The sequence below is a fragment of the Rossellomorea sp. YZS02 genome, assembly GCF_033963925.1.
GTDB lineage: Bacteria > Bacillota > Bacilli > Bacillales > Bacillaceae_B > Rossellomorea.
On sequence record NZ_JAXBLY010000010.1, the window covers coordinates 1 to 24869 of the forward strand.

The following is a 24869-nucleotide window of genomic DNA, read 5'->3' on the forward strand; positions in this document are numbered from 1 at the left end:
TAGAGGGTGAAGGGAACTGCGTAGACTCCTACGGAAAACGGGCGTGCCGAGACCCCGGAAGCGGTTTTTGCTGAGGAGGCTCGGCCGAACGTCCGTGGAAAGCGAAGCAGTTCCCTTCACCCTCCTGCACCACACCCTATATGACAGAGCATTCGCAAACCTTCGTCTGAATATGAATAGCAACACTCTTTGCGAAAACAGCCTTTACAAAAAAACGAAAGAAGGATGATCATATGAACCCATCAACCGTACTCGTAACCGGCGGAACAGGCTTCGTTGCCTCATGGCTCGTGAAAGAACTCCTTGAACAGGGGCATGACGTAAGAACGACCGTCCGCAACCTGCAAACAGAAGAAAAATACCAGCATCTGAAAGACATTGAAACTGCCACTCCCGGGACCTTGACCATTTACGAAGCCGACTTGCTGAAGGAAGGGAGCTTCGATCAAGCCGTCGATGGCTCGGAGTACGTCTTCCATACAGCCTCTCCCTTCTTGATCAATGGCATCAAAGATCCTGAAAAAGAACTCGTGGAACCGGCGAGAAAAGGAACTCAAAACGTATTAACATCAGTGAATAAGGCAGAGTCCGTCAAGCGTGTCGTCTTGACCAGCAGCGTCGTCGCCATCTTCGGTGACCATATTGATATGAAGGGCAAGACTCATTTCTCAGAAGACGATTGGAATACGACGAGCTCAACGGAACACCAGCCTTACAATTACTCAAAGACCGTAGCGGAAAAAGAAGCGTGGAAGATGATGGAAGCTCAGGACCGCTGGGATCTTGTCACCATCAATCCTTCCTTCGTTATGGGGCCGGCACTCACCAAACGGACGGACTCCACGAGCACGTCTACGATTCTATCGTTTCTGACCGGCGGATTTAAGACAGGGGTGCCGGATCTCCCAACAGGAGTCGTCGATGTGCGTGACATCGCGAAAGCCCATATGCTCGCAGCCTTCACACCGGAAGCGAAAGGACGCTACATCCTATCAGGCGGTGAAATCACGTTCATCGAAATCGCAAAGCTGATTGCAAAGAACTTCCCTAATGAGTATCCACTCCCGACCAGGGTGGTTCCGAAGCCCCTCATCTGGCTGATTGCACCTACAGTTGGACTTACAAGACCGTATGTGAGCAAAAACGTCGGACACCCTGTAAAATTCGATACCAAGAAAAGTATCGCGGATCTTGGAATGACGTACAGAAGTCTCGAAACAACATTCACCGATCAAGTGAACCAAATGAAACGGGACGGTCTTATCAAAAAATAGACCATCATAAAGAACCCTGCTTCCATGAAGTGGGGGGCTTTTTGCCGAAATGATATAAAAAAGGAGAACTCGACGCAGTGATGGGCGAGTTTCTTTATTGGACCATCGTAATCGTTGAAATAAGATGTCTTGCCTTTATAGAAGAGCCAACATAAGTAAAATAGGCGGAAAATCTCCGGTTATATTCAGAACGGAACTCGTTCTGAGGTTAAATAAGCGGAGATTTTCCGCTTATGAACAGAAAAATCCCCCATTTTACTATTTTTCGAAGCAATAGGCGGAATCTTTCCGGCTATTTCGGTCATTATTAGAAATGAATTACTATTTACCGGAATTTTTCCGTCTATTTATCAGCGCTTATGCTTAACCTGATTGCCTAACTGAAAAGGCCCTTCTTATTATCTATTAAAATAAAACATAAATCCGCTTACATCCCCTCCAAAAAATGAAAACTCACCCTGTTCCATTGCAATTTCCCCCAATACTTCTTATACTTAATTAGTTAGAAGGAAGGGCCGTCCATTTGAGGGACGGACCTATCACTTGATCGGACCCTAAAAAGAAAAGGATGTGAGTGGTTTGACGGCAAAAGCGGATTCTACACCTGTCAAAGTTCACTTGAAAACCAAGATCACAATAGGAGAGGAAAGTGACTCTTTTGAATTGGTATCATTTGGTCGATACTATGAAAAAGGGGATGCCATTTTTCTAAAGTACGATGAGGTGCAAGAGGAAGGGACCACTCATACGATTGTCAAAGTCACAGATCGACAGGCCCTCATCCTCAGGAGCGGAGCAGTCAAAATGAGAATGGCCTTCAACGAACTCGAGGAGCAGAACGGCTCCTACGAAAGCCAGCTTGGCACCCTTTTACTGACAACCAAAACAAAAACACTTTCACATACACAGAGTGACTCGACGCTTGAAGGGGATTTCAATCTTTCATACGAGTTAAAGATGCAGGACAGCCCGGTTGGGGATTATGTTATGTCCATTCACTATAAGGAGGAAGCATAGGGATATGAATATCGTCGAAAAAGTACAAGAAAACCTGAAAGCCGAAATCAAAGCAGCGGTTCTGAAAGCGGGACTCGCAACAGAGGAGCAGATCCCCGATGTGATCCTTGAAACACCGAAGGAAAAGTCACACGGTGATTATTCAACGAATATGGCCATGCAGCTTGCACGCGTTGCGAAGAAAGCTCCGCGCATGATCGCTGATGACATCGTCGCAAACTTTGACCAGTCCAAAGCTTCCATCGAGAAAATGGAGATCGCAGGACCTGGATTCATCAATTTCTACATGAACAACGAGTACTTAACAGACTTGATTTCTTTGATTCTCGATCAGGATCAGGAATACGGTCAATCAGATGCTGGAAATGGTGAGAGAGTGAACGTCGAGTTCGTTTCTGCCAACCCTACTGGTGACCTTCACCTCGGCCATGCACGTGGCGCCGCGGTTGGTGATTCCCTATGTAACGTCCTTGAAAAAGCAGGTTATAAGGTAACTCGTGAATACTACATCAATGATGCCGGTAATCAGATCCACAACTTGGCGATTTCCGTTGAAGCCCGTTATTTCCAAGCGCTGGGACAAGACAAAGCGATGCCTGAAGACGGGTATCACGGACAGGACATCATCGAAATCGGGAAGAAGCTGGCGGAAGAATTCGGTTCTAAATATGCAGAAGTAAGCGATGAAGAACGCTACAAGTTTTTCCGTGAGTACGGCCTGAAGATTGAAATGGCGAAGCTTCAAAAGGATCTTGAAATGTTCCGTGTACCATTCAACGTCTGGTACTCTGAAACATCCCTATATGAAAACGGCAAGATCGACGCTGCGCTGAAGACTTTGAGAGACAACGGTCACGTTTACGAAGAGGACGGTGCAACCTGGTTCCGTTCGACTGAACTTGGTGACGACAAGAACCGTGTTCTGATTAAGAACGACGGCACGTACACATATCTGACTCCGGATATTTCCTATCATCAGGATAAATTCGAGCGCGGACATGATGTACTCATCAATATTTGGGGTGCGGACCATCACGGATACATCCCTCGTATGAAAGCGGCCATCGAAGCTCTTGGCTTTGACCGTGACAAGCTGGAAGTCGAAGTGATTCAACTCGTTCATCTCTACAAAAATGGTGAAAAGATGAAGATGAGTAAGCGTACAGGAAAAGCCGTTACGTTACGTGAGCTAGTGGAAGAGGTCGGTCTTGATGCAGTCCGTTATTTCTTCGCCATGAGAAGTGCCGACACGCACATGGACTTTGACCTGGATTTGGCCGTATCACAATCCAACGAAAATCCTGTGTACTACGCTCAATACGCCCACGCGCGTATTTGCAGTATCCTGCGTCAGGCAAAAGAACAGGGACTCTCTTCTGAAGACAAGATCGACTTAAAGCTGATCGGTACGGAAAAAGAAGTCGACCTACTGAAAAAACTGGGTGAATTCCCACAAATGATCGCTGATGCGGCTGAGAAACGCACACCTCACCGCGTGGCAAATTACATCAATGACCTGGCATCCGCTTTCCACAGCTTCTACAATGCCAACAAAGTACTTGATGAAGAAAATCGTGAGCTGACAACAGCTCGTCTCGCTTTAGTGAAAGTGGTACGTGTTACGTTGCAAAATGCTCTTGCTTTAATCGGTGTAGCAGCTCCGGAAAAAATGTAAAGTCCATTTTAAAGGTCCGTCCCTCAAAGGGGGTGGACCTTTTTTTCTTATATTTCTCACGGTTTAACGTATAATAATGGTAGATGAATGTAGGAGGAGAATGGTATGAAGACGGTCGTTTTAGCTATTGTAACGGGATTTTTGGTCGGGTTTATCTTTGCTCTGTTCAAGCTTCCGATACCGGCACCGCCCGCACTTGCCGGAATTGCGGGAATCGTGGGCATCTACCTTGGATTCAAAGCCTTTATGGCGATTCAGCCCTGGATCGAATCCGTGTTCAAGTAAATCGTACATACGCGACCAAACAAAAAAAGACGGACACCACGTGCCCATCTTTTTTTTTACGTCCACTCAAGCGTCCCCCCGCCGATCCTTTTCACCCCGCGAATGGAGGAGAGGTCTTCGATCAGTTTCAGCATCGCCAGATCCTTAGCTTTAGCTTCGATCATAAAGTCCACGTCCTGATCGAGGCTCTTCAGCGTCTTAAAGAATCCCTCCACAAATCCGGGATCGACCAAGTCAGCATGTGAACGGAAAGCCTTTTCCGATTTAGGGGAGGAAATATGTATTTTCGGCACTAAGTCTCTTCTGTCCCATGTGGCAAAAATACGTTCCAGTTGATCTTCAAGTGGCTCTTCACCCGGATTCGCCTCATGATGATGAATGTCGAGGACCATGGGGATGTCCTCTTTTTCACATACACTCAACGTTTCGTTGACCGTATACGTCTTGTCGTCGTTTTCCAACGTCATGATGTCCTTCACATCAAGGGGGAGACTCTTCAAGTTTTCATAAAAACGGACCAATGTCGCTTCCTTATCCCCATAGCTTCCACCGATATGGATGTTGATGACGGAATCCTTTTCGATTCCCATATACTCAAGCATCCGGTAATGGTACACCATATCCTTCACGGCATTGTCCGTCACATGCTCCTTGGGACTTGTGAACAAGGTGAACTGGTTCGGATGGAAGCTTGACCTGATCCCGAATTTCTTGATCAGATCCCCAAGCTCCTTCCATTCACTTTTAAATGGGGAGTAGAAATCCCATTCCACTTCCGGATGGGTGGCAAGGGGGACGAGGGAGCTCGATAATCGGTACAGTTTAATTTCATGAGCAGCGCACAGATAGAGGATGCGTTTCGTATGCTCCAGGTTTAACGCCGTCACTTCCTTCAGGCGATCCATGCGCTCACCTTTGGGTAACTCTGAATATCTCTTGTAGGTCATGGTTTTGGCCGGGCTTGCATCCCATAAAGAGAGGGAGTTTGCCACGAACCCTAAACGGACTTTCATGAGTCATCCCCCTAAAGTAAGATTGAAATGGCTGAACCGATGCGTTCTTTTACACGGGTGAGCATGGAGACGGAAGAGAGATCGCTTTCGCTCAATGGATCAGAAGCTTCCATGTCTTTAGCCATTTCCTTTTTCAGTGTCTGAATGAATCCTTTGTCATAAATCAGATTATTAATTTCAAAATTGATGAAAAAGCTTCTTTTATCAAAGTTTGCCGTTCCGATATCGCAGAAATGATCATCGACGACCATCACTTTCGCATGATAAAAGCCGTCCATGAATTGATACACTTGTGCTCCTTTTGCAAGGAGAGGCCTGAAATAAGGAAAGGCCGCTTCCTTCACCAGCATATGATCGGCATTATTCGGTATGATGATCCTAACGGTGACACCCCTGTCCAATGCACCCATGAGGGCATCCATCAATGGGGGGGTGGGGATGAAGTACGGTGTTCCGATGATGACCTCATCTTGTGCCTCATCGATGAATTTCCCAAAGAAGTCTTCGATATTGATGCCTTCTGTAGGGAAGATCTGATGCTGAATACTACCTTTTTCAGCAGAAGGGAAGTACGTCGCTTCATCCTTCAGATCCTTCCTCGTTGCACGGAACCAGTCAATACAGAATTCTGTCTGGAGATCGTGGACCCCTTCGCCCTTTAAGCGGAGATGATAATCCCTCCAGGGGGAAAGTTCAGGCTTATCATTTTCATCGATGTATTCCTTCCCGATATTGTAGCCACCCAAATAACCGATCGTACCATCAATGACGGTGATCTTCCGGTGATTACGCTGTTGGGAGGAAAAGAACAGGTAAGGAAGCTTCACTCTTCGGCAGAAATCCACTTCCACACCCGCATCCCGAAGGTCCTTCACCTTTGATTTAGGGACGTTATGACTCCCGATCTGATCCATCAGAAGACGGACTTCTATCCCTTCTCGTGCTTTTCCTTTCAGTAATTCCATGAACCTCAGGGCAAAATGGTCATCCTGGACGATATAAAATAAAACATGAATAGAAGACCTTGCTTCTCTCATCTCTTTAAACATTTGATCGAAAAGCTCGGGTCCCCTTGAAAACAATTGGATATCACTCATTCGTTTCTCATAATCTCTTCTTGTCCGCGTGCGGATAAAATGACTTCTTCCCAATCGGAAATCAATCATCATCCATCCGATGACAGCGGCAAGGATCAACAGCAGAATCAACCACCACATAGAATCACTCTCTCATTTGCATTGTCTTTAGTATGTCCTTAATTTTATGTACATTGCATTCTTTCTTCTTTTCCCATTTACCCGTTCTTTTGAAACATGTGGGGGGATAAATAGTCCTGTTTCTTTTGGGAAAATGAATATCCGTTCATGAAAAGGTTTTCATTTTTATTCGTAAAAACCATTGACTGAATGCTCATTCATAATATAATGGAGATATGAACTATTCAGAATATTAATTTGGTTTGTAAAAGTTTGAACAAAGGGGATGTTCATTTCAGACCAAAGAAGGGGGAGTGTTTGTCTATGAATGGGTTACTCATTCTCAATTGGGTCGCATTTATCCTTGTGACCGTTTATGCACTGAGTCTGTTTGTGTATGTAGTAAAGACGAGAATTGAATATATTAAGCTCGGGAAGAAAGTGGAGTTCGACAAACGATTCAAAGAGCGATTCCAGAAGATCCTGGTCAATGTCTTCGGACAAAAGAAGCTTCTGAAGGATAAGAAAAGTGGAGCGATCCACGTCATGTTCTTCTATGGTTTCATCCTTGTCCAATTCGGGGCAATCGACTTTATCTGGAAAGGGCTGGCACCTGGTAGCCATCTGCCTCTTGGACCTTTATACCCTGGATTCACGTTCTTCCAGGAGATCGTCACACTGATGATCCTCGTCGCGGTTGTCTGGGCTTTCCATCGCCGCTATGTGGAAAAGTTGGTCCGATTAAAAAGAGGATTCAAGTCAGGACTCGTCCTATTGTTCATCGGTGGATTAATGCTTTCCGTCCTTGTCGGGAACGGAATGGGCCTCATCTGGCATGGAGAAGAACTTGCCTGGACTGAGCCTATAGCGTCACTGATAGCAGGAGCACTTGGAGCAATCGGAGAAACGGCTTCCATCGCCATTTTCTATATTGCCTGGTGGATTCATTTACTATTCTTATTGGCATTCCTTGTGTATGTGCCACAGTCAAAGCACGCGCATTTAATTGCAGGACCTGCCAATGTTTATTTCAATCGTTTAGACAACCCTGGGAAGCTGAAGCCCATCGACTTTGAAGATGAGTCAGCCGAAAGCTTCGGGGTAGGAAAAATAGAAGAATTTACACAACATCAAATGATCGATTTCTATGCATGTGTGGAATGTGGTCGTTGTACGAATATGTGTCCGGCAACGGGAACCGGGAAAATGCTTTCCCCGATGGACCTGATCGTCAAACTTCGTGATAACCTCACCAATCATGGTGCAGTCGTGACACAGAAGAAGCCTTGGGTGCCGACGTTTGCTTTCAACGGCACAAAAGGAAATCAGCTTGCGATGGCAAGTGCCACTCAAGCGGCTGAAGAAGCAGCTGCAGGAGCTACGTACAGTCCAAGCCTGATCGGTGATGTCATCACGGAAGAAGAAATCTGGGCATGTACAACATGCCGTAACTGTGAAGACCAATGTCCGGTCATGAACGAACACGTCGATAAAATCATCGACCTTCGCCGCTACCTCGTTCTGACAGAAGGAAAGATGGATGCAGACGCACAGCGCGCCATGCAAAACATCGAGCGCCAGGGGAATCCTTGGGGTCTGAACCGTAAAGAACGTGAAAACTGGCGTGAAGCAAGAGAAGACGTCACGATTCCTACAGTGAAAGAAATGAAAAAAGCCGGAGAAGACTTTGAATTCCTATTCTGGGTCGGATCCATGGGTTCATTCGATAACCGAAGCCAAAAGATCGCTCTATCCTTTGCCAAGCTGATGAATGAAGCGGGAGTGAAGTTCGCGATCCTTGGAAATAAGGAAAAGAACTCCGGAGATACACCGCGCCGCCTTGGAAATGAATTCTTATTCCAGGAGCTTGCCGGACAGAACATCGCCGAATTTGAAAAGCATGAGATCAAGAAGGTTGTCACGATCGATCCGCATGCTTATAACATTTTCAAAAATGAGTATCCGGACTTTGGTCTGGAAGCAGAGGTCTATCACCATACAGAACTTCTGCACCAGCTTGTACAGGAAGGCCGCCTGAAACCGCAATACGAAGTGAACGAAACGATCACCTTCCACGATTCTTGTTACCTTGGTCGTTACAACGAAGTATACGATCCACCGCGTGAAATCCTGAAATCGATTTCCGGCGTGAAATTGGTCGAGATCGAGCGTAACCGTGAAAAAGGCATGTGCTGTGGTGCAGGTGGAGGACTCATGTGGATGGAGGAAGATGCAGGTCACCGCGTCAACGTTTCCCGTACCGAACAGGCACTGGCTGTCAATCCATCGGTCATCAGCTCAGGCTGTCCATACTGCCTGACCATGCTATCAGATGGTACGAAAGCAAAAGAAGTTGAAGAAACGGTGTCGACTCTCGATGTCGCAGAAATCCTGGAAAGAGCCGTTTGTGGTAATCAAAACGATCAGCCGGCAGCTTCATAAAAAGAATATTATCAAAACAATAATGAATTAGACACACATTTAGGAGTGAAACAAAATAGTCTCTATTGCGTTTCGCTCCTATTGTTTTTCTACAATAATAAATTTGATGGAAAAATAAAAACTTTCTAAAAAATCAATGCGTTCAAGCTGAATTTGAAGTACAATAAAGGTATATTGGGGACAGAAATTGTCCCTTCTCTTGTGGAGAATAGTTGAGCGAGCGTTCAGTCGAGAGTCGTTCAAAATTTTTTAAAGTTAATTGAAAGCGTATACAATTTGTCGAATGAAACTCATATAAAGGAGAGCGATGGAGATGGGAAAAACGGTTATTTTAGATGGAGCTAGAACACCTTTTGGTAAATTCGGGGGAAGCCTCAGCAGTTTCACAGCTTCAGAGCTTGGCGGATTCGCTGTGAAGGAAGCCTTGAAACGAGCCGGCGTAAGCGGGGAAGATGTTGAAGAAGTCATCCTGGGATCGGTTTTGCAAGGCGGGCAGGGGCAAATCCCTTCACGTCAAGCCTCACGCCATGCGGGATTGCCGTGGAATGTCAAAACGGAAACGATCAACAAAGTATGTGCATCCGGAATGCGGAGCGTCACGCTTGGTGATCAGATCATCCGTGCTGGCGACGGTGAAGTGATCGTGGCAGGCGGCATGGAATCCATGTCCAATGCCCCTTATATCCTTCCGAAAGCCCGCTGGGGATTCAAGATGGGAGACTCACAGGTGAAAGACCTGATGGTTCACGACGGATTGACTTGCAGCTTCAATAACGTCCACATGGGCACGTACGGAAATGAAACAGCGAAGGAATTCGAACTATCAAGAGAAGAGCAGGATCAATGGTCACTCAGAAGCCACGAGCGGGCAGTGAAAGCGACGGAAGAAGGCGTACTCGGTGAGGAAATCGTCGCCGTCGAGGTGCCGCAACGCAAGGGAGATCCGGTTGTCGTCGATAAAGATGAAGCACCACGGAAGGAAACGTCCATCGAAGCACTGGCCAAATTAGGCCCGGTCTTTGGTTCAGAGGGCACCATCACGGCAGGAAACGCGCCAGGAGTAAACGACGGGGCGGCTGCCATGGTGCTGATGAGTGAAGAAAGAGCAGCGAAAGAAGGCAAGCAGCCGTTAGCGACGATCCTTGGCCACACTGCCATCGCTGTTGAAGCGAAAGACTTCCCGCAAACACCGGGTCTTGTCATCAACGAGCTTCTGAAGAAAACAGGAAAATCACTGGAAGAAGTCGACCTGTTTGAAATCAACGAGGCGTTTGCAGCGGTTGCATTGACCAGCGGAAAAATTGCAGGATTGGACCCTGAAAAAGTGAACGTAAATGGTGGAGCGGTTGCCCTCGGTCATCCGATCGGAGCAAGTGGGGCGCGTATCATCCTGACACTGGCATACGAACTGAAACGCCGCGGTGGCGGAGTCGGGATTGCCTCGATCTGCAGCGGAGGCGGTCAAGGGGATGCGATTATGATTGAGGTGGCGAAGCAGTAGGGGGTGGTTGTACCTGGTACAGATGAGGTTGATTGTACCAGGCACATAATGGCTGTTTTGTACCAGGTACATCATGGTCTCGTTGTACCTGGTACACACATAGGTTCAGCTGCTGAATTTCCGCTGAAAATCAGCAGCTGATCCATCCAAAACCAAACCAACTGGATTACCAGTCTTATAGATTACAAAGGGGAGAACAATATGAACATCAAAAACGTAATGGTCATCGGCGCAGGACAAATGGGTTCAGGAATCGCCCAAGTATGTGCTCAGGCCGGATTCCATGTATACCTGAACGATTTAAAAGAAGAATTTGTCCAAAAGGGAATGGGCGTCATCACAAAGAATCTGACGCGCTCCGTTGAAAAAGGGAGAATGTCAGAAGAAGACAAGACAGCAACGTTGAACCGCCTGACGTCTTCAACGGATATCCACGATGCCAAACAAGTGGACCTTGTCATCGAAGCGGCAGTTGAAAATATGGACATCAAGACGAAAATCTTTGCTCAATTGGATGAAATCACTCCTGAGCACACGATTCTAGCTTCTAATACATCGTCACTGCCGATTACAGAAATCGCTGCAGCGACGAAACGTCCGAAGCAGGTGATCGGCATGCACTTCATGAACCCGGTTCCGGTCATGAAGCTCGTTGAGATCATCCGGGGACTGGCGACGACGGATGAAGTGTATCAGGCGATTGAAGACATGACGAAATCACTCAATAAAGTACCGGTGGAAGTGGAGGATTTCCCTGGATTCGTTTCAAACCGGATCCTGATGCCGATGATCAATGAAGCGATCTTTACTCTGTATGAAGGGGTGGCAAGTAAAGAAGCGATTGATGAAGTGATGAAGCTCGGTATGAATCACCCGATGGGACCTCTGACGTTAGCAGACTTCATCGGACTGGACACATGCCTGTACATCATGGAAACCCTGCACGAAGGCTTCGGGGATGATAAATACCGCCCGTGTCCGCTGCTTAGAAAATATGTGAAAGCCGGTTGGCTCGGTAAGAAAACAGGGCGCGGCTTCTATTCGTACGAATAACGAACATCGGGGAGGAAACAGTCATGGAGTTACGATTCACGGAAGAACAGCAGATGATGAGAAAGATGGTCCGGGACTTTGCCGAAACAGAGATCCAGCCGTTCATCGAGAAAATGGAAGAGGGAGAATTCCCGAGACAGATTTTAAATAAAATGGCTGAGCTTGGTTTGATGGGGATCACGATCCCGGAGAAATACGGCGGTTCGGAGATGGACTTCACATCGTATATCATTGCGATCCACGAGCTGTCAAAAGTAAGCGCAACCATCGGGGTCATCTTGTCCGTTCATACGTCTGTAGGGACCAATCCGATCCTTTATTTCGGAAACGAGGAGCAGAAGCAAAAGTACCTTCCGAAGCTTGCATCGGGTGAGTATTTAGGTGCTTTCTGTCTGACGGAACCGAGCGCCGGATCCGATGCGAAGAGCCTGAAATCCCGTGCTGAGAAACGTGGGGATCATTATGTGGTGAACGGATCGAAAGTCTTCATCACGAATGGTGGAGAAGCGGATACGTATATCGTTTTTGCCACAACGGACCCAACCAAAGGAAGCCGGGGCGTATCTGCCTTCATTGTAGAGAAAGACACACCGGGTCTTGTGATCGGGAAAGACGAACATAAAATGGGTCTTCACGGTTCCCGGACCGTTCAGTTGACCTTTGAAGATATGAAAGTGCCTGCTGAAAACCTTCTCGGTGAAGAAGGGGAGGGCTTCAAAATCGCCATGGCGAATCTTGATGTCGGCCGGATTGGTATCGCCGCTCAGGCCCTTGGCATCGCTGAAGCAGCTTTTGATTATTCAACGGCTTATGCCAAAGAGCGGGTGCAATTCGGCAAGCCGATCGCAGCCCAGCAGGGAATCGGCTTTAAGCTTGCCGATATGGCGACGGCAGTTGAAGGCTCGAAGCTACTTGTGTACCGTGCGGCTAATCTCCGCTCAAACAACATCTCCTGCGGGAAAGAAGCAAGTATGGCCAAACTGTTTGCTTCGAAAACGGCCGTGGAAGTGTCGACGGAAGCGATTCAGGTGTATGGCGGATATGGCTACACGAAGGAGTATCCTGTTGAGCGCCTGTTCCGGGATGCGAAGGTGACGGAGATTTACGAGGGAACGAGCGAGATTCAGCGGATGGTAATTGGGAAGAATCTGTTGGTTTAATCAGTCGGGGTGTCGAAGTGAATACATTCAGGCGCCTATAGTGTGAGGTTTCACGGCTGGCTTTTTTAGAGTGCCAGCACCGGTTTACAGATGAGAAGAGGAGGAACTTGAGATGAATTTTAAATTGTCAGAAGAGCATGAAATGATACGTAAGATGGTCCGTGATTTTGCACGGAACGAGGTGGCGCCGACTGCTGCTGAGCGTGATGAGGAAGAGCGCTTTGATATGGATTTATTCAAGAAGATGGCTGAGCTTGGGCTAACGGGGATTCCTTGGCCGGAAGAGTACGGCGGGATCGGCAGTGACTATCTGGCGTACTGTATCGCTGTTGAAGAGTTATCAAGGGTGTGTGCGTCAACGGGTGTAACCCTTTCTGCTCATACTTCATTAGCCGGCTGGCCGGTATACAAATTCGGTACGGAAGAACAGAAGCAGAAGTATCTCCGTCCGATGGCACAGGGCGAGAAGATCGGTGCATATGGGCTGACTGAGCCGGGTTCGGGATCTGACGCTGGCGGAATGAAGACGACAGCTCGTTTAGAAGGAGATCACTACGTATTGAACGGGTCTAAAATTTTCATCACAAATGGTGGAATCGCGGATACGTATATTGTATTTGCTTTGACAGATCCTTCACAGCGCCAGCGTGGAACGAGTGCGTTCATCGTAGAGGCAGACTTTGAAGGGTTCTCTGTCGGGAAAAAAGAGAAGAAGCTCGGGATCCGTTCATCGCCAACGACTGAAATCGTCTTTGAAGATTGTAAAGTACCGAAAGAAAACATGCTTGGCAAGGAAGGCGACGGCTTTAAGATTGCCATGATGACTCTTGACGGCGGCCGTAATGGAATTGCCGCTCAAGCTGTCGGGATTGCACAAGGGGCCCTTGATGCGTCTGTCGACTATGCCAAAGAGCGTGAGCAGTTCGGCAAGCCGATTGCAGCGAATCAGGGGATTTCATTCAAGATCGCCGATATGGCGACATCCATCGAGGCTTCCCGTCTATTAACCTATCAAGCTGCGTGGTTGGAGTCAGAAGGGCTTCCATACGGAAAAGAATCGGCGATGTCGAAGCTGATGGCAGGGGATACAGCGATGAAAGTGACAACAGAAGCGGTTCAGATTTTTGGTGGATACGGTTATACGAAGGATTATCCTGTGGAGCGCTATATGCGTGACGCGAAGATCACCCAGATTTATGAGGGGACGCAGGAGATTCAGAGATTGGTTATTTCGCGGATGGTGACGAAGTAAGGGTTGCCGGGATTTTTTTTAGAAGGGGATTACCCGGTTCGTCCTAACGCGTGTCAGGCACCCGATGGGGTTGTTGGATGTTTCGTGGCGTAAAGGGGTTACTGACATCGCTTGCTGCTTAAGGGTGCCAGACCCGGTATGTGCTGGTATAGAGACAGAGTTCTGACTGCTTTGTTGGGGGATGAAGCAGTCAGCAGGGTCAATGGGAGAAACGGAATATAAAGGCGGTCGATTGTTTTGAATAAGAAGAGGGAAGTTCATGCTTCGGTTAAGGATGAGCGTTTGGTGGAAAAGCGGCGTGATCAGATGATTCGTGGGGCCGTTTCTCTGTTTAAACAAAAGGGGTTTCATCGCACCACGACCAGAGAGATCGCAAAGGCCGCCGGTTTCAGTATCGGAACGCTGTATGAATATATACGAACAAAGGAAGATGTCCTGTATTTAGTGTGTGACAGCATTTATGAACAGGTTCGATTGGAGCTTGAGGAACTGGACGTCGGCAAAGGGACGATCGAGAGCTTGAGGCTCGGCATCGCCCATTATTTCAAGGTGATGGACCGGATGCAGGATGAAGTGCTTGTCATGTATCAGGAAGCGAAGTCCCTGTCAAAGGATGCTTTACCTTATGTGCTTCGCAAGGAACTTGAAATGGTCGGGATGGTGGAAGACCTGATCAAAGGCTGCGTGGAAAGCGGAAAGCTTGAGCTTGATGAAAATCAGTGCCATATGCTGGCTCAAAATGTATTTGTCCAGGGACAGATGTGGGGATTCCGTCGTTGGGCGATGCAGAAACGATTCACACTTGAGGAATATATCGATCTTCAAATCGAGCTGCTGTTTGCAGGAATCATCGGATTTGAAAAACAAGGGAGAACAGGGGGAGTAATATGAGCACGGTTGAGATTTATAAACCAAAGCACCATGTACGTTTTGTCACGGCATCGAGCCTATTTGACGGACATGATGCGTCGATCAACATAATGCGTCGGATTATCCAGGCAAGTGGGGCGGAAGTGATCCACTTGGGACATAACCGTTCTGTAGAAGAAGTCGTCAATGCTGCTATTCAAGAAGATGTTCAGGGGATTGCGATTTCATCCTACCAGGGCGGTCACGTCGAATACTTTAAATATATGTACGACCTTTTAAACGAAAGAGGGGCATCCCACATCCGTATTTATGGCGGAGGCGGTGGTGTCATCATCCCTCGTGAAATCAAGGAACTCCATGAATACGGAATTGCCCGCATTTTCTCACCGGAAGACGGACGTACGCAGGGTCTTCAAGGGATGATCAACAAGATGATCGAGGAGTGTGACTTCCCGACTATCAAAGGAAGCGTCAATCAAGAAGTTGAAAAGCTTGCGACTGGAAATGTGAACACGGTGTCGAAGCTGATCTCACTTGCCGAGTACCAGGTAGGGGCCAATGAAGAAGTGGCGGCTACAGCCCAGACCGTTTTTTCGGAAATCAAGAATTTAGCGAAAAAAGCACCTGTATTAGGGATCACCGGAACGGGTGGAGCAGGGAAGAGTTCATTGACGGATGAGCTGATCCGCCGTTTTATCAATGAACTTCCAGAAAAGAAAATCGCGATCCTGTCCATCGATCCAACGAAGCAAAAAACAGGCGGAGCCCTTCTTGGTGACCGGATCCGCATGAATGCGATCTTCAATCCACGTGTGTATATGAGAAGTCTTGCTACACGTGGATCAAAGACGGAGCTCTCACTTGCCATCAAAGACGCAATCAATGTCGTGAAAGCGGCAGGGTATGATCTGATCGTCGTTGAAACGAGCGGGATCGGGCAGGGGGATGCGGAAATCGCTGAAATCTGTGATATGTCTATGTACGTCATGACAAGTGAATTCGGTGCGCCGTCCCAGCTTGAGAAAATCGATATGATCGATTATGCAGACCTGATCGTTATCAATAAATTTGAGCGCAAAGGTTCAGAGGATGCGAGACGCCAGGTGCAGAAGCAGTACCAGCGCAGTCATATGCTGTTTGATAAAGATCTTGATGACATGCCTGTATACGGAACGATCGCCAGCCAGTTCAACGATCCTGGAACGAATGCCCTTTTCGCGGCGATGATCGAAACAGTGAACAATAAAATGGAGCTGGATTGGAAAACGAGTTTCTCCAAAGATGTGGATGTTGAAAAGCAAAATGTCATCATTCCAAACAACCGCCGTTACTATCTGCGCGAAATTGCCGAAACGGTTCGCAATTATCATAAAAAAGCCGAAGAGCAGGTAAACCTGGCCCGCCGATTATTCCAGCTTGAAGGCGCCATCGAAGCAGTCAACGAGAAAGAAACGAATGACGGGGTCGTCACATCCCTTCAAACACTGAAAGAAGAAATCGAAAATAAATTGACGGCAGAATCCAAACAAATTTTACAAAAATGGGATTCTCTAAAAGAGACCTACAGCAAGGATCAGTTCGTCACGAAGATCCGTGATAAAGAGATTGTCACTGAATTAAAGACAAAAAGCTTATCCGGTCTCGATATCCCGAAAGTGTCCCTTCCGAAATACAAAGACTACGGTCAGATTCTGGATTGGGTATATAAAGAGAATGTGCCTGGCTCATTCCCTTACACAGCTGGAGTGTTTCCTTTTAAGCGAAAAGGAGAAGATCCGAAGCGTCAGTTTGCCGGGGAAGGAACGCCTGAACGGACGAATCGCCGTTTCCACTATCTATCCAAAGATGATGATGCGAAACGCCTGAGTACGGCCTTTGACTCTGTAACATTATACGGTGAAGATCCAGATCACCGTCCGGACATTTACGGAAAAGTCGGGGAGAGCGGCGTGAGCATCTGTACGCTCGAGGATATGAAGAAGCTGTATGCAGGCTTTGATCTGTGTGCGCCGTCAACGTCGGTTTCCATGACGATCAACGGTCCGGCACCGATCATCCTTGCCATGTATATGAACACAGCCATCGATCAGCAGATCCGTATGAAGGAAGAGGAGCTTGGCCGCGTACTCACAGTCGAAGAATATGTGGAAGTGAAGGAACAGACGCTGCAAGTCGTCCGTGGAACGGTTCAGGCCGATATTTTAAAAGAAGATCAGGGACAAAACACGTGTATCTTCTCAACTGAATTCGCCCTCCGCATGATGGGGGACATCCAGCAGTACTTCATCGATCATAAGGTGAGAAACTATTATTCTGTATCGATTTCGGGCTACCATATCGCCGAAGCGGGGGCAAATCCGATTTCTCAGCTTGCCTTCACACTGGCGAACGGTTTCACCTACGTGGAATACTATCTGAGCCGCGGGATGGATATCAACGCCTTTGCACCAAACTTATCATTCTTCTTCTCAAACGGTCTCGATCCCGAGTATACGGTGATCGGACGCGTGGCCCGTCGCATCTGGTCAACGGTGATGAGAGATAAATACGGTGCCAACGAACGCAGTCAGAAGCTGAAATATCATATCCAGACATCCGGTCGTTCCCTGCATGCACAGGAGATTGATTTCAACGATATCCGTACGACGCTTCAAGCATTGATGGCCCTGCAGGATAACTGTAACTCCCTGCATACAAACGCCTATGATGAAGCCATTACGACACCTACGGAAGAATCTGTCCGCCGTGCCATGGCGATCCAGATGATCATCACGAAAGAACATGGATTATCCAAAAATGAAAATCCGCTTCAAGGTTCGTTCATTGCAGAAGAGCTGACAGATCTTGTGGAGGAAATGGTCCTCACAGAATTCGACCGCTTAAATGACCGCGGAGGCGTACTCGGATCAATGGAAACCCAGTATCAACGCGGGAAGATCCAAGAAGAATCCATGTACTACGAAATGAAAAAGCATTCCGGAGAGCTTCCGATCGTAGGAGTGAACACGTACCTGAATCCAAATCCACCTTCAGAAGAAGACATGGACAGCATGGAACTGGCACGTGCAACAAAAGAAGAAAAAGAAACACAAATTGATAATCTCCGAGACTTCCAATCACAGCACAAAGATAAAACCGAAGAAGCCCTCACACGCTTAAAGCAGGCAGCCGTCGGCGGAGGCAACATCTTCGAAGAACTCATGGAAACCGTGAAAGTCGCAAGCCTCGGACAAATCACACGCGCCCTCTACGAAGTAGGCGGACAGTATAGACGTAATATGTAACAAAGAATAAAGAAATGAGACTACTGTGGGGGTGCAGTGGTCTCTTTTTTCACAGTGAACATTCTATAAAGGGATGATCAGGCATAGTCTTAACGATGGGGGAAATTCTTTTTTACTAATAGCTAATTGTTGAGTAATATACTAAGTTGATTGGAGCGGAAGGTGCTCGACTCCTGCGGGAATAGCGGGAAAGTTGAGACCCCGCAGGCAAAGCCGAGGAGGCTCAACTCACGCCCCGCGGAAAGCGAGCATCCTGGAGCGGAAATCAACAGCGCCTATCTAAAGAATAAATTCACCTGACAAGTTTAAAAACCCGCCAAACCGTCTATCCTTTATACGAACTCAACCAATTTTTAACATGAACGTAATAGTTATAGGGTAAGATTTCCTATATAATAAAATTGTCAGAAATGTGAACGAAAAAGACGATACATACGTTTGGATGTGAGACTGTGAAGGCCATTTTACGTTACATATTATTGATTCTCACCCTGTACGCCGCCATCCTTTTATACCAGATTCAACTGGGGGCCATCCCTTTTTTCCTGCTGTCTTTCTATTTATTCTATGAAGCGTTCCGGACGATCAGGAGCGGTAAGAGAGAAGAAAAATGGGGGAATGGCAGACCTTCTTGAAATCAGGTGTGAAAAAATGTGGGAAAAACCAGATATGTCTGGCATAAAGTGATTTATATTGTTTATAATGATGAATATGGTTAAAATTGATAATGGAGAATTTTTGCCCTTTTTTACTCTACTTAGTAGAGTGTGAAATAGAGAAAGGAAGTGCGTAAAGTGAGTCTTAAGCAATTATCCAAAGAAGAATTGCGTCAAACATCATTCATTGAGCTGGCACATGAAATTTTAGTAGAGAAAAAGCAAGCGATGGCATTTGAAGAGATCGTGAAGGAAATCAAGGGTTTACTTGAAATCTCTGATAAAGAGGTAAAGAGCCGTTTACTTCAATTCTATACCGACTTGAATATTGACGGACGATACATTGCCATGGGTGATAACCGTTGGGGATTAAGAGAATGGTATCCGGTTGATCAAATCGAAGAAGAAACCGTTCCAACGATGAAATCCAGCAAAAAGAAAAAAGCGAAGAAGAAAGACGAAGATCTGGATCTGGATGATTTCGATGATCTGGACGATGAAGATCTTGATTACGATGATCTTGATGATTCAGACGATGACGATGATCTGACAGATGACGACGATGACGATATCGATGTAGACGATGCGGACGAAGATCTGGACATCGATGAAGACGAAGAAGAACTTGAAATCGATGAATTCGATGACGTTGATGACGAAGACGAAGAAGATGAAGAAGATTTGGACGAAGAGGAAGAGAAGTAATCCCTCCGAATCCTAAAAGCCTCCACCAGGTTCATTGCCTTTTGGGGGCTTTTTATTTCCATTGAAATGATTGAAAATTCGGTCCTCATTCTATGCTTGACTTCTCCTCTCTAGGAAGGTAGTATTTTATTTGGGCTCCCTAAAAAGGGACAGATAACGTATATCACGCTCCCCTTACATGATTGTAAGTGGGGCGTTTTTTGTTTTTATAAGAAGAATGCTTTGACGTGAACGAGCGAATCTATCTTTTAAAGACCCCTTACATTTTTACGCATCTTGATAATAAGAGGCTGTCTTTTAGCTGGTTTATGCAGATGGATTTATTTTAGGAGAATGGACTTGTCCTTCTTTGAACAAGATAAATTCATGACATGACTACATAAGAGACACCCTCTACTTTTTTTGAAACAAACTTATTTTGAAGGGGGACATATACATGACTAAGTATATTTTCGTAACAGGCGGCGTAGTGTCGTCACTAGGGAAAGGGATCACAGCAGCGTCCCTTGGAAGACTATTGAAAAATCGTGGAGTGAGCGTCACGATCCAGAAGTTCGATCCATACATCAACGTGGATCCGGGGACAATGAGTCCTTATCAGCACGGTGAAGTATTCGTAACCGATGACGGTGCGGAAACAGATCTTGACTTAGGTCACTATGAGCGTTTCGTTGACATCAATCTGACAAAATACAGCTCTGTCACAACGGGTAAAATCTACTCAACTGTACTGAAAAAAGAGCGCCGCGGTGATTATCTTGGTGGAACCGTGCAGGTCATTCCTCACATCACGAACGAAATCAAAGAGCGCGTATACCGTGCCGGTCGCGAAACGAATTCTGATGTCGTCATCACAGAAATCGGTGGAACGGTAGGGGATATCGAATCTCTTCCATTCCTTGAAGCGATCCGTCAAATCAAGAGCGATGTAGGCCGTGACAACGTGATGTACATTCACTGTACACTCGTTCCTTACATCAAGGCAGCCGGTGAAATGAAAACAAAACCGACTCAGCACAGCGTAAAAGAGCTTCGCAGCCTTGGTATCCAGCCAAATGTCATCGTCGTGCGTACCGAAATGCCGATGACGCAGGACATGAAAGACAAAATCGCGTTATTCTGTGATATCGATAAAAATGCTGTTATTGAAGCGATGGATGCAGATACATTATACTCTGTACCACTTGCCCTTCAGGACCAGAAGCTTGATGAGATCACATGTCAGCACTTGAAGCTCGATTGCCACGAAGCAGATATGACCGAGTGGAACGAACTGGTTGACCGCGTGAAAAACCTATCCCGCAAAACAACGATCGCCCTTGTCGGGAAATATGTTGAACTGCAGGATGCTTATATTTCTGTCGTGGAAGCCCTTCGTCATGCAGGGTACCATTTCGACAGCGACATCGAAGTGAGATGGTTGAACTCTGAGCTTGTCGACAATGGAAACGTAGCAGAAAAACTCGCAGGCGTAGATGGAATCCTCGTACCGGGTGGATTCGGTGACCGCGGTGTGGAAGGGAAAATTTCCGCGACGCAATATGCACGTGAGAACAAGATTCCTTTCCTTGGGATCTGCCTTGGTATGCAGCTTGCATCCGTAGAATATGCGCGCAATGTCCTTGGACTTGAAGGTGCACACTCTGCTGAGCTGAATCCAGAAACGCCGTATCCGGTCATCGACCTGTTACCGGAACAAAAAGACATCGAAGACCTTGGTGGAACACTTCGACTCGGCCTGTATCCTTGTAAGCTGACAAAAGGCTCAAAAGCCTATACGGCCTACGATGGGGAAGTCGTGTACGAGCGTCACCGTCACCGCTTCGAATTCAATAATCACTACCGTGAGCAAATGGAAAAAGCCGGCTTCATCTTCTCAGGCACAAGCCCTGATGGCCGTCTTGTGGAAATCATCGAGCTGAGCGACCACCCATGGTTCGTCGCTTCTCAATTCCATCCGGAGTTCACATCACGCCCGACACGCCCGCAGCCTCTATTCAGAGACTTTGTGGAAGCGTCACTTGCGTATGGTGGGAAATAAGATATCTTTGGAAGAGCTCTCCCTGTGTGGGAGGGCTTTTTTGTGTGAGTTGGAGCGCGTGGATTGGGTTTATCGACCGTTTTAGGGATATATCAGTCTTTCTATAATCTTCTGGAAATTTCGCGAGGTTCTAATTTAAGTACTCTTGATAAACGAGTAGAAGTAAAATAAGCGGAGTTTTTCCGGTTATATTCAGAATATATCTTTTTTGGGGATAAATAAGCGGAGATTTTCCGACTACGCACAGAAAATTCCAGCATTTTTGTATATATAGAGACAATAGGCGGAATTTTTCCTTCTATTTCGGCTTTTTTACTATATACATTACGAAATAAGCGGAATTATTCCGCCTATTTATCAACTCTAGTGCTTAACCTGATCTCTCAACCATCTTGTACTGTCATCATCTATTCATTGTCCATTCTAATCATCACGTCAATTAGTATGTTCAAAAAAGACGTATAAAAAGGAGCCCTCCTCCACCGAGAAAGGGCTCAAACCATCTACTCCTCATACTCCTCCAACATCTCACGAATCACAAATCCCAGTGCAAAATAAAGATAAAGGGCGGCCATGCTCGAAGGGAAGCTCACGCGCTCGCCGATTTCATCCCCTGGAAGCATCCCTTTAATCAGTTTGGTATCCAGGTGAATGTCCGCAAAATCCAATAAGCTCTCTTCTCCTTCGACGACACCGGACACAGCAACGAAGGGAACACCTTCAGCAGAAAGCTTCTTACCGAGTGCCAAGGCTTCCTCATCTGTTGAATAGCGGGAAACGATCAGCACGCGATCAGCTTCAGTCAGTTCAACAGAAGCATCATATCGTTTCGCGGAAGGGAGAGGCTCTGCGCCATACAAAGCTTCTGCCGTGACGGCTTCCATTTCCCCATATCCTTTCATATAGATGTGCCCCTGTCCGATGGCAGCTTGAGCGAGCAGTCGCGCTCCGTCTTCAATTTCAAATTCCTGCTTATCATAAATCCGTTTAAACAGTCCCGTTAACTGTGTGGTGAACATTTTAATCATAGAATTCGGTCTCCTTCACTATTCTTCTTCGACATTTTTCATCATAACGCTTATTATAAAGGGAAAAAGGTCTCAAGCAAAATCTTGAGATTAAGAAGGGTTTTTACAATAAAAAGAGAATAAGTAATAAATATACAATCATTTACTGTCGGATTACATAACGATCATAATGTGAAGGGGACTGGGACGTATGAATGAGAAGATTCTAATTGTAGACGATCAATTTGGTATAAGGATACTATTGAATGAAGTGTTACAAAAGGAAGGGTACCAAACATTTCAGGCAGCGAACGGCATCCAGGCTCTTGAAATCGTAGATAATCACTCCCCTGATTTGGTTTTACTCGATATGAAAATTCCTGGAATGGATGGAATTGAAATCCTGAAACGGATGAAGCAGAAAGATGCGGATATTCGTGTCATTATCATGACTGCATACGGGGAACTCGACATGATTCAAGAAGCGAAAGACTTGGGAGCGCTTACTCATTTTGCGAAGCCTTTTGATATTGATGATATCAGAAAAGCCGTCAAGCAATATATTCCAGCTTGATCCCTTTGTGTGAATAGTGAAAATAGTAGTATTTTTAACATTTCGCCTCTTCAGTTGGTAAAATCAATTCTGTTTTGGTATGATACAAGTGAAATTGTAAACAATGTCACAAGGTGCTATAAATAACACCGCCATTTCTACCAAAATGGTTTACTGACTGAATAAAAGGAGGAAATAACCATGCCTTTAGTTTCAATGAAAGACATGCTTATTCAAGCAAAAGAAAAAAGCTATGCAGTAGGTCAATTCAACCTGAATAACCTTGAGTTCACTCAAGCGATCCTGCAAGCGGCAGAAGAAGAAAAATCACCTGTCATCCTTGGTGTATCTGAAGGTGCGGCGCGTTACATGAGCGGCTTCAAAACAGTTGTGAAAATGGTTGAAGGTCTTATGGAAGACCTGAACATCACTGTACCTGTTGCGATCCACCTTGACCACGGTTCAAGCTATGACAAATGTAAAGAAGCAATCGATGCAGGTTTCACATCTGTAATGATCGACGCTTCTCACGGTCCTTTCGAAGAGAACATCGAAATCACTTCTAAAGTGGTTGAGTATGCTCACTCTAAAGGCGTTTCTGTTGAAGCTGAGCTTGGAACAGTCGGTGGACAGGAAGATGACGTAGTGGCAGACGGCGTTATTTATGCAGATCCTAAAGAGTGTCAGGAATTGGTTGAGCGCACTGGCATCGACACACTTGCACCTGCACTTGGTTCTGTTCACGGTCCTTACAAAGGTGAACCAAACCTTGGATTCAAAGAAATGGAAGAAATCGGAGCTGCGACTGGAGTACCTCTAGTACTTCACGGCGGAACTGGAATCCCTACAAAAGATATCCAAAAAGCGATTTCTTACGGAACAGCTAAAATCAACGTAAACACAGAAAACCAAATTGCTTCTGCTAAAGCGGTACGCGAAGTACTTGCAGCTGATACAGAAGTATATGATCCACGTAAATACATGGGGCCGGCTCGTGAAGCGATCAAAGCGACAGTTGCTGGTAAAATGCGCGAATTCGGTTCTTCTAACCAGGCGTAATGAAGGTAATGTTTGGAAAAGGCGTCTGATTTAGATTAGACCCGTTCCAATCGTGGTAGAAATAGAATGATGCAGTAGGATGGGACTGGCACCAGGAGAGGGTTGATACCTTTTTGGGTCAGTCCCTTCCGTTCATTAAAGATGATTGAAAATTTTGTCGAAAAGGGGTAGTAGGATTATGAAGTTTTTCATCGATACAGCAAACATGAGTGAAATCAAAGAAGCATTTGAATGGGGTATTCTATCAGGAGTGACAACGAATCCGTCCCTTGTCGCGAAAGAGAAGGACGTAACATTTGAAGATCGATTAAAAGAAATTACAGACTTAGTCCCTGGTTCTGTCAGCGCTGAAGTCATCGCGACAGATGCTGAAGGCATGATCAAAGAAGGCAGGGAACTCGCGAAAATCGCTCCAAACATCACGGTGAAGCTTCCAATGACACCAGACGGCCTTAAAGCGACATCTACTTTTGCTAAAGAAGGGATTAAGACAAATGTCACGCTGATTTTCAGTGCGAATCAGGCGCTTTTAGCCGCTCGTGCCGGAGCGACGTATGTTTCGCCTTTTTTAGGAAGATTAGATGATATCGGTCATGATGGTCTAGAGCTTGTGTCCAAGATTGCTGAAATCTTCGCGATTCACGGCCTTGAAACAGAAATCATCGCGGCTTCGACCCGTCACCCGCAGCATATTACAGAAGCGGCACTAAGAGGGGCTCACATTGCAACCGTTCCCCTTAAAGTATTGAAGCAATTATTCCAGCATCCACTGACGGATAAAGGAATTGATGCATTCCTGAATGATTGGAACAACCGCTGATTTTAG

At 46.3% G+C, this 24869-nt stretch carries 20 protein-coding genes; 17 read left to right on the forward strand and 3 right to left on the reverse strand.

What is annotated here, in order from left to right:
* Positions 1-233 precede the first annotated feature (233 nt).
* From SLH55_RS11155 to SLH55_RS11170, 4 genes are all read left to right on the forward strand, one after another.
* The gene (locus SLH55_RS11155) at positions 234-1274 is read left to right on the forward strand and encodes an NAD-dependent epimerase/dehydratase family protein (RefSeq protein WP_320323403.1); all 1041 of its coding nucleotides are present in this window, start codon (positions 234-236) and stop codon (positions 1272-1274) included.
* A 579-nt stretch (positions 1275-1853) separates the two neighbouring features.
* A complete protein-coding gene (locus SLH55_RS11160; RefSeq protein WP_257474816.1) occupies positions 1854-2291 on the forward strand; it encodes a DUF1934 domain-containing protein in 438 nt (145 codons plus the stop codon).
* Between the two features lie 4 nt (positions 2292-2295).
* The gene (gene argS / locus SLH55_RS11165) at positions 2296-3966 is read left to right on the forward strand and encodes an arginine--tRNA ligase (protein WP_320323404.1); all 1671 of its coding nucleotides are present in this window, start codon (positions 2296-2298) and stop codon (positions 3964-3966) included.
* Positions 3967-4071: 105 nt separating this feature from the next.
* A complete protein-coding gene (locus tag SLH55_RS11170) occupies positions 4072-4251 on the forward strand; it encodes a XapX domain-containing protein (protein WP_032086963.1) in 180 nt (59 codons plus the stop codon).
* A 56-nt stretch (positions 4252-4307) separates the two neighbouring features.
* On the opposite strand, the gene uvsE is transcribed toward SLH55_RS11170, so the two are convergent.
* Both uvsE and cls read right to left on the reverse strand, forming a co-directional pair.
* Entirely contained in the window at positions 4308-5264 is a 957-nt protein-coding gene (uvsE, locus tag SLH55_RS11175; RefSeq protein WP_320323405.1) for a UV DNA damage repair endonuclease UvsE, read from the reverse strand.
* Positions 5265-5275: 11 nt separating this feature from the next.
* A complete protein-coding gene (cls, locus tag SLH55_RS11180; RefSeq protein WP_320323406.1) occupies positions 5276-6481 on the reverse strand; it encodes a cardiolipin synthase in 1206 nt (401 codons plus the stop codon).
* A gap of 303 nt (positions 6482-6784) precedes the next feature.
* Between cls and SLH55_RS11185 the strand changes: the two genes are divergently transcribed.
* From SLH55_RS11185 to SLH55_RS11230, 10 genes are all read left to right on the forward strand, one after another.
* Entirely contained in the window at positions 6785-8902 is a 2118-nt protein-coding gene (locus SLH55_RS11185) for a 4Fe-4S dicluster domain-containing protein (protein ID WP_320323407.1), read from the forward strand.
* A 313-nt stretch (positions 8903-9215) separates the two neighbouring features.
* A complete protein-coding gene (locus SLH55_RS11190) occupies positions 9216-10403 on the forward strand; it encodes an acetyl-CoA C-acetyltransferase (protein WP_219165490.1) in 1188 nt (395 codons plus the stop codon).
* A 201-nt stretch (positions 10404-10604) separates the two neighbouring features.
* Complete coding sequence (locus tag SLH55_RS11195; protein ID WP_219165489.1) at positions 10605-11456, forward strand: 3-hydroxybutyryl-CoA dehydrogenase; 852 nt, start codon at positions 10605-10607, stop codon at positions 11454-11456.
* Between the two features lie 23 nt (positions 11457-11479).
* On the forward strand, positions 11480-12616 hold the full coding sequence (locus SLH55_RS11200; protein WP_320323408.1) for an acyl-CoA dehydrogenase: 1137 nt from the start codon (positions 11480-11482) through the stop codon (positions 12614-12616).
* Between the two features lie 112 nt (positions 12617-12728).
* Positions 12729-13868, forward strand: coding sequence for an acyl-CoA dehydrogenase (locus SLH55_RS11205; protein WP_320323409.1), 1140 nt, complete (start codon positions 12729-12731; stop codon positions 13866-13868).
* Between the two features lie 237 nt (positions 13869-14105).
* Positions 14106-14759, forward strand: coding sequence for a TetR/AcrR family transcriptional regulator (locus SLH55_RS11210; RefSeq protein ID WP_034765087.1), 654 nt, complete (start codon positions 14106-14108; stop codon positions 14757-14759).
* Positions 14756-18022, forward strand: coding sequence for a fused isobutyryl-CoA mutase/GTPase IcmF (icmF, locus tag SLH55_RS11215; RefSeq protein WP_320323410.1), 3267 nt, complete (start codon positions 14756-14758; stop codon positions 18020-18022). Before SLH55_RS11210 ends, icmF begins: the two co-directional genes overlap by 4 nt.
* A gap of 452 nt (positions 18023-18474) precedes the next feature.
* Positions 18475-18657, forward strand: coding sequence for a hypothetical protein (locus SLH55_RS11220; RefSeq protein WP_219165485.1), 183 nt, complete (start codon positions 18475-18477; stop codon positions 18655-18657).
* Positions 18658-18816: 159 nt separating this feature from the next.
* The gene (rpoE, locus tag SLH55_RS11225; protein ID WP_320323411.1) at positions 18817-19383 is read left to right on the forward strand and encodes a DNA-directed RNA polymerase subunit delta; all 567 of its coding nucleotides are present in this window, start codon (positions 18817-18819) and stop codon (positions 19381-19383) included.
* Between the two features lie 436 nt (positions 19384-19819).
* Positions 19820-21424 (forward strand): CTP synthase, encoded by a 1605-nt coding sequence (locus SLH55_RS11230; protein WP_226675539.1) that lies wholly within the window; start codon positions 19820-19822, stop codon positions 21422-21424.
* Positions 21425-21927: 503 nt separating this feature from the next.
* On the opposite strand, the gene SLH55_RS11235 is transcribed toward SLH55_RS11230, so the two are convergent.
* Positions 21928-22452: a DUF2529 domain-containing protein gene (locus tag SLH55_RS11235; protein WP_219165482.1), complete on the reverse strand. Its 525-nt coding sequence runs from the start codon at positions 22450-22452 to the stop codon at positions 21928-21930.
* A 190-nt stretch (positions 22453-22642) separates the two neighbouring features.
* On the opposite strand from SLH55_RS11235, the gene SLH55_RS11240 reads away from it, so the two are divergent.
* The 3 genes from SLH55_RS11240 to fsa all read left to right on the forward strand — a co-directional run bounded on the left by SLH55_RS11240 (position 22643) and on the right by fsa (position 24863).
* Entirely contained in the window at positions 22643-23005 is a 363-nt protein-coding gene (locus tag SLH55_RS11240) for a response regulator (protein WP_206858194.1), read from the forward strand.
* Positions 23006-23185: 180 nt separating this feature from the next.
* The gene (gene fdaB / locus SLH55_RS11245) at positions 23186-24043 is read left to right on the forward strand and encodes a class IIb fructose-bisphosphate aldolase FdaB (RefSeq protein WP_098351487.1); all 858 of its coding nucleotides are present in this window, start codon (positions 23186-23188) and stop codon (positions 24041-24043) included.
* 178 nt (positions 24044-24221) lie between these two features.
* Positions 24222-24863 carry a fructose-6-phosphate aldolase gene (gene fsa, locus SLH55_RS11250; RefSeq protein ID WP_219165481.1) on the forward strand — a complete coding sequence of 214 codons (642 nt, stop codon included), beginning with the start codon at positions 24222-24224 and terminating at the stop codon, positions 24861-24863.
* Positions 24864-24869 lie beyond the last annotated feature (6 nt).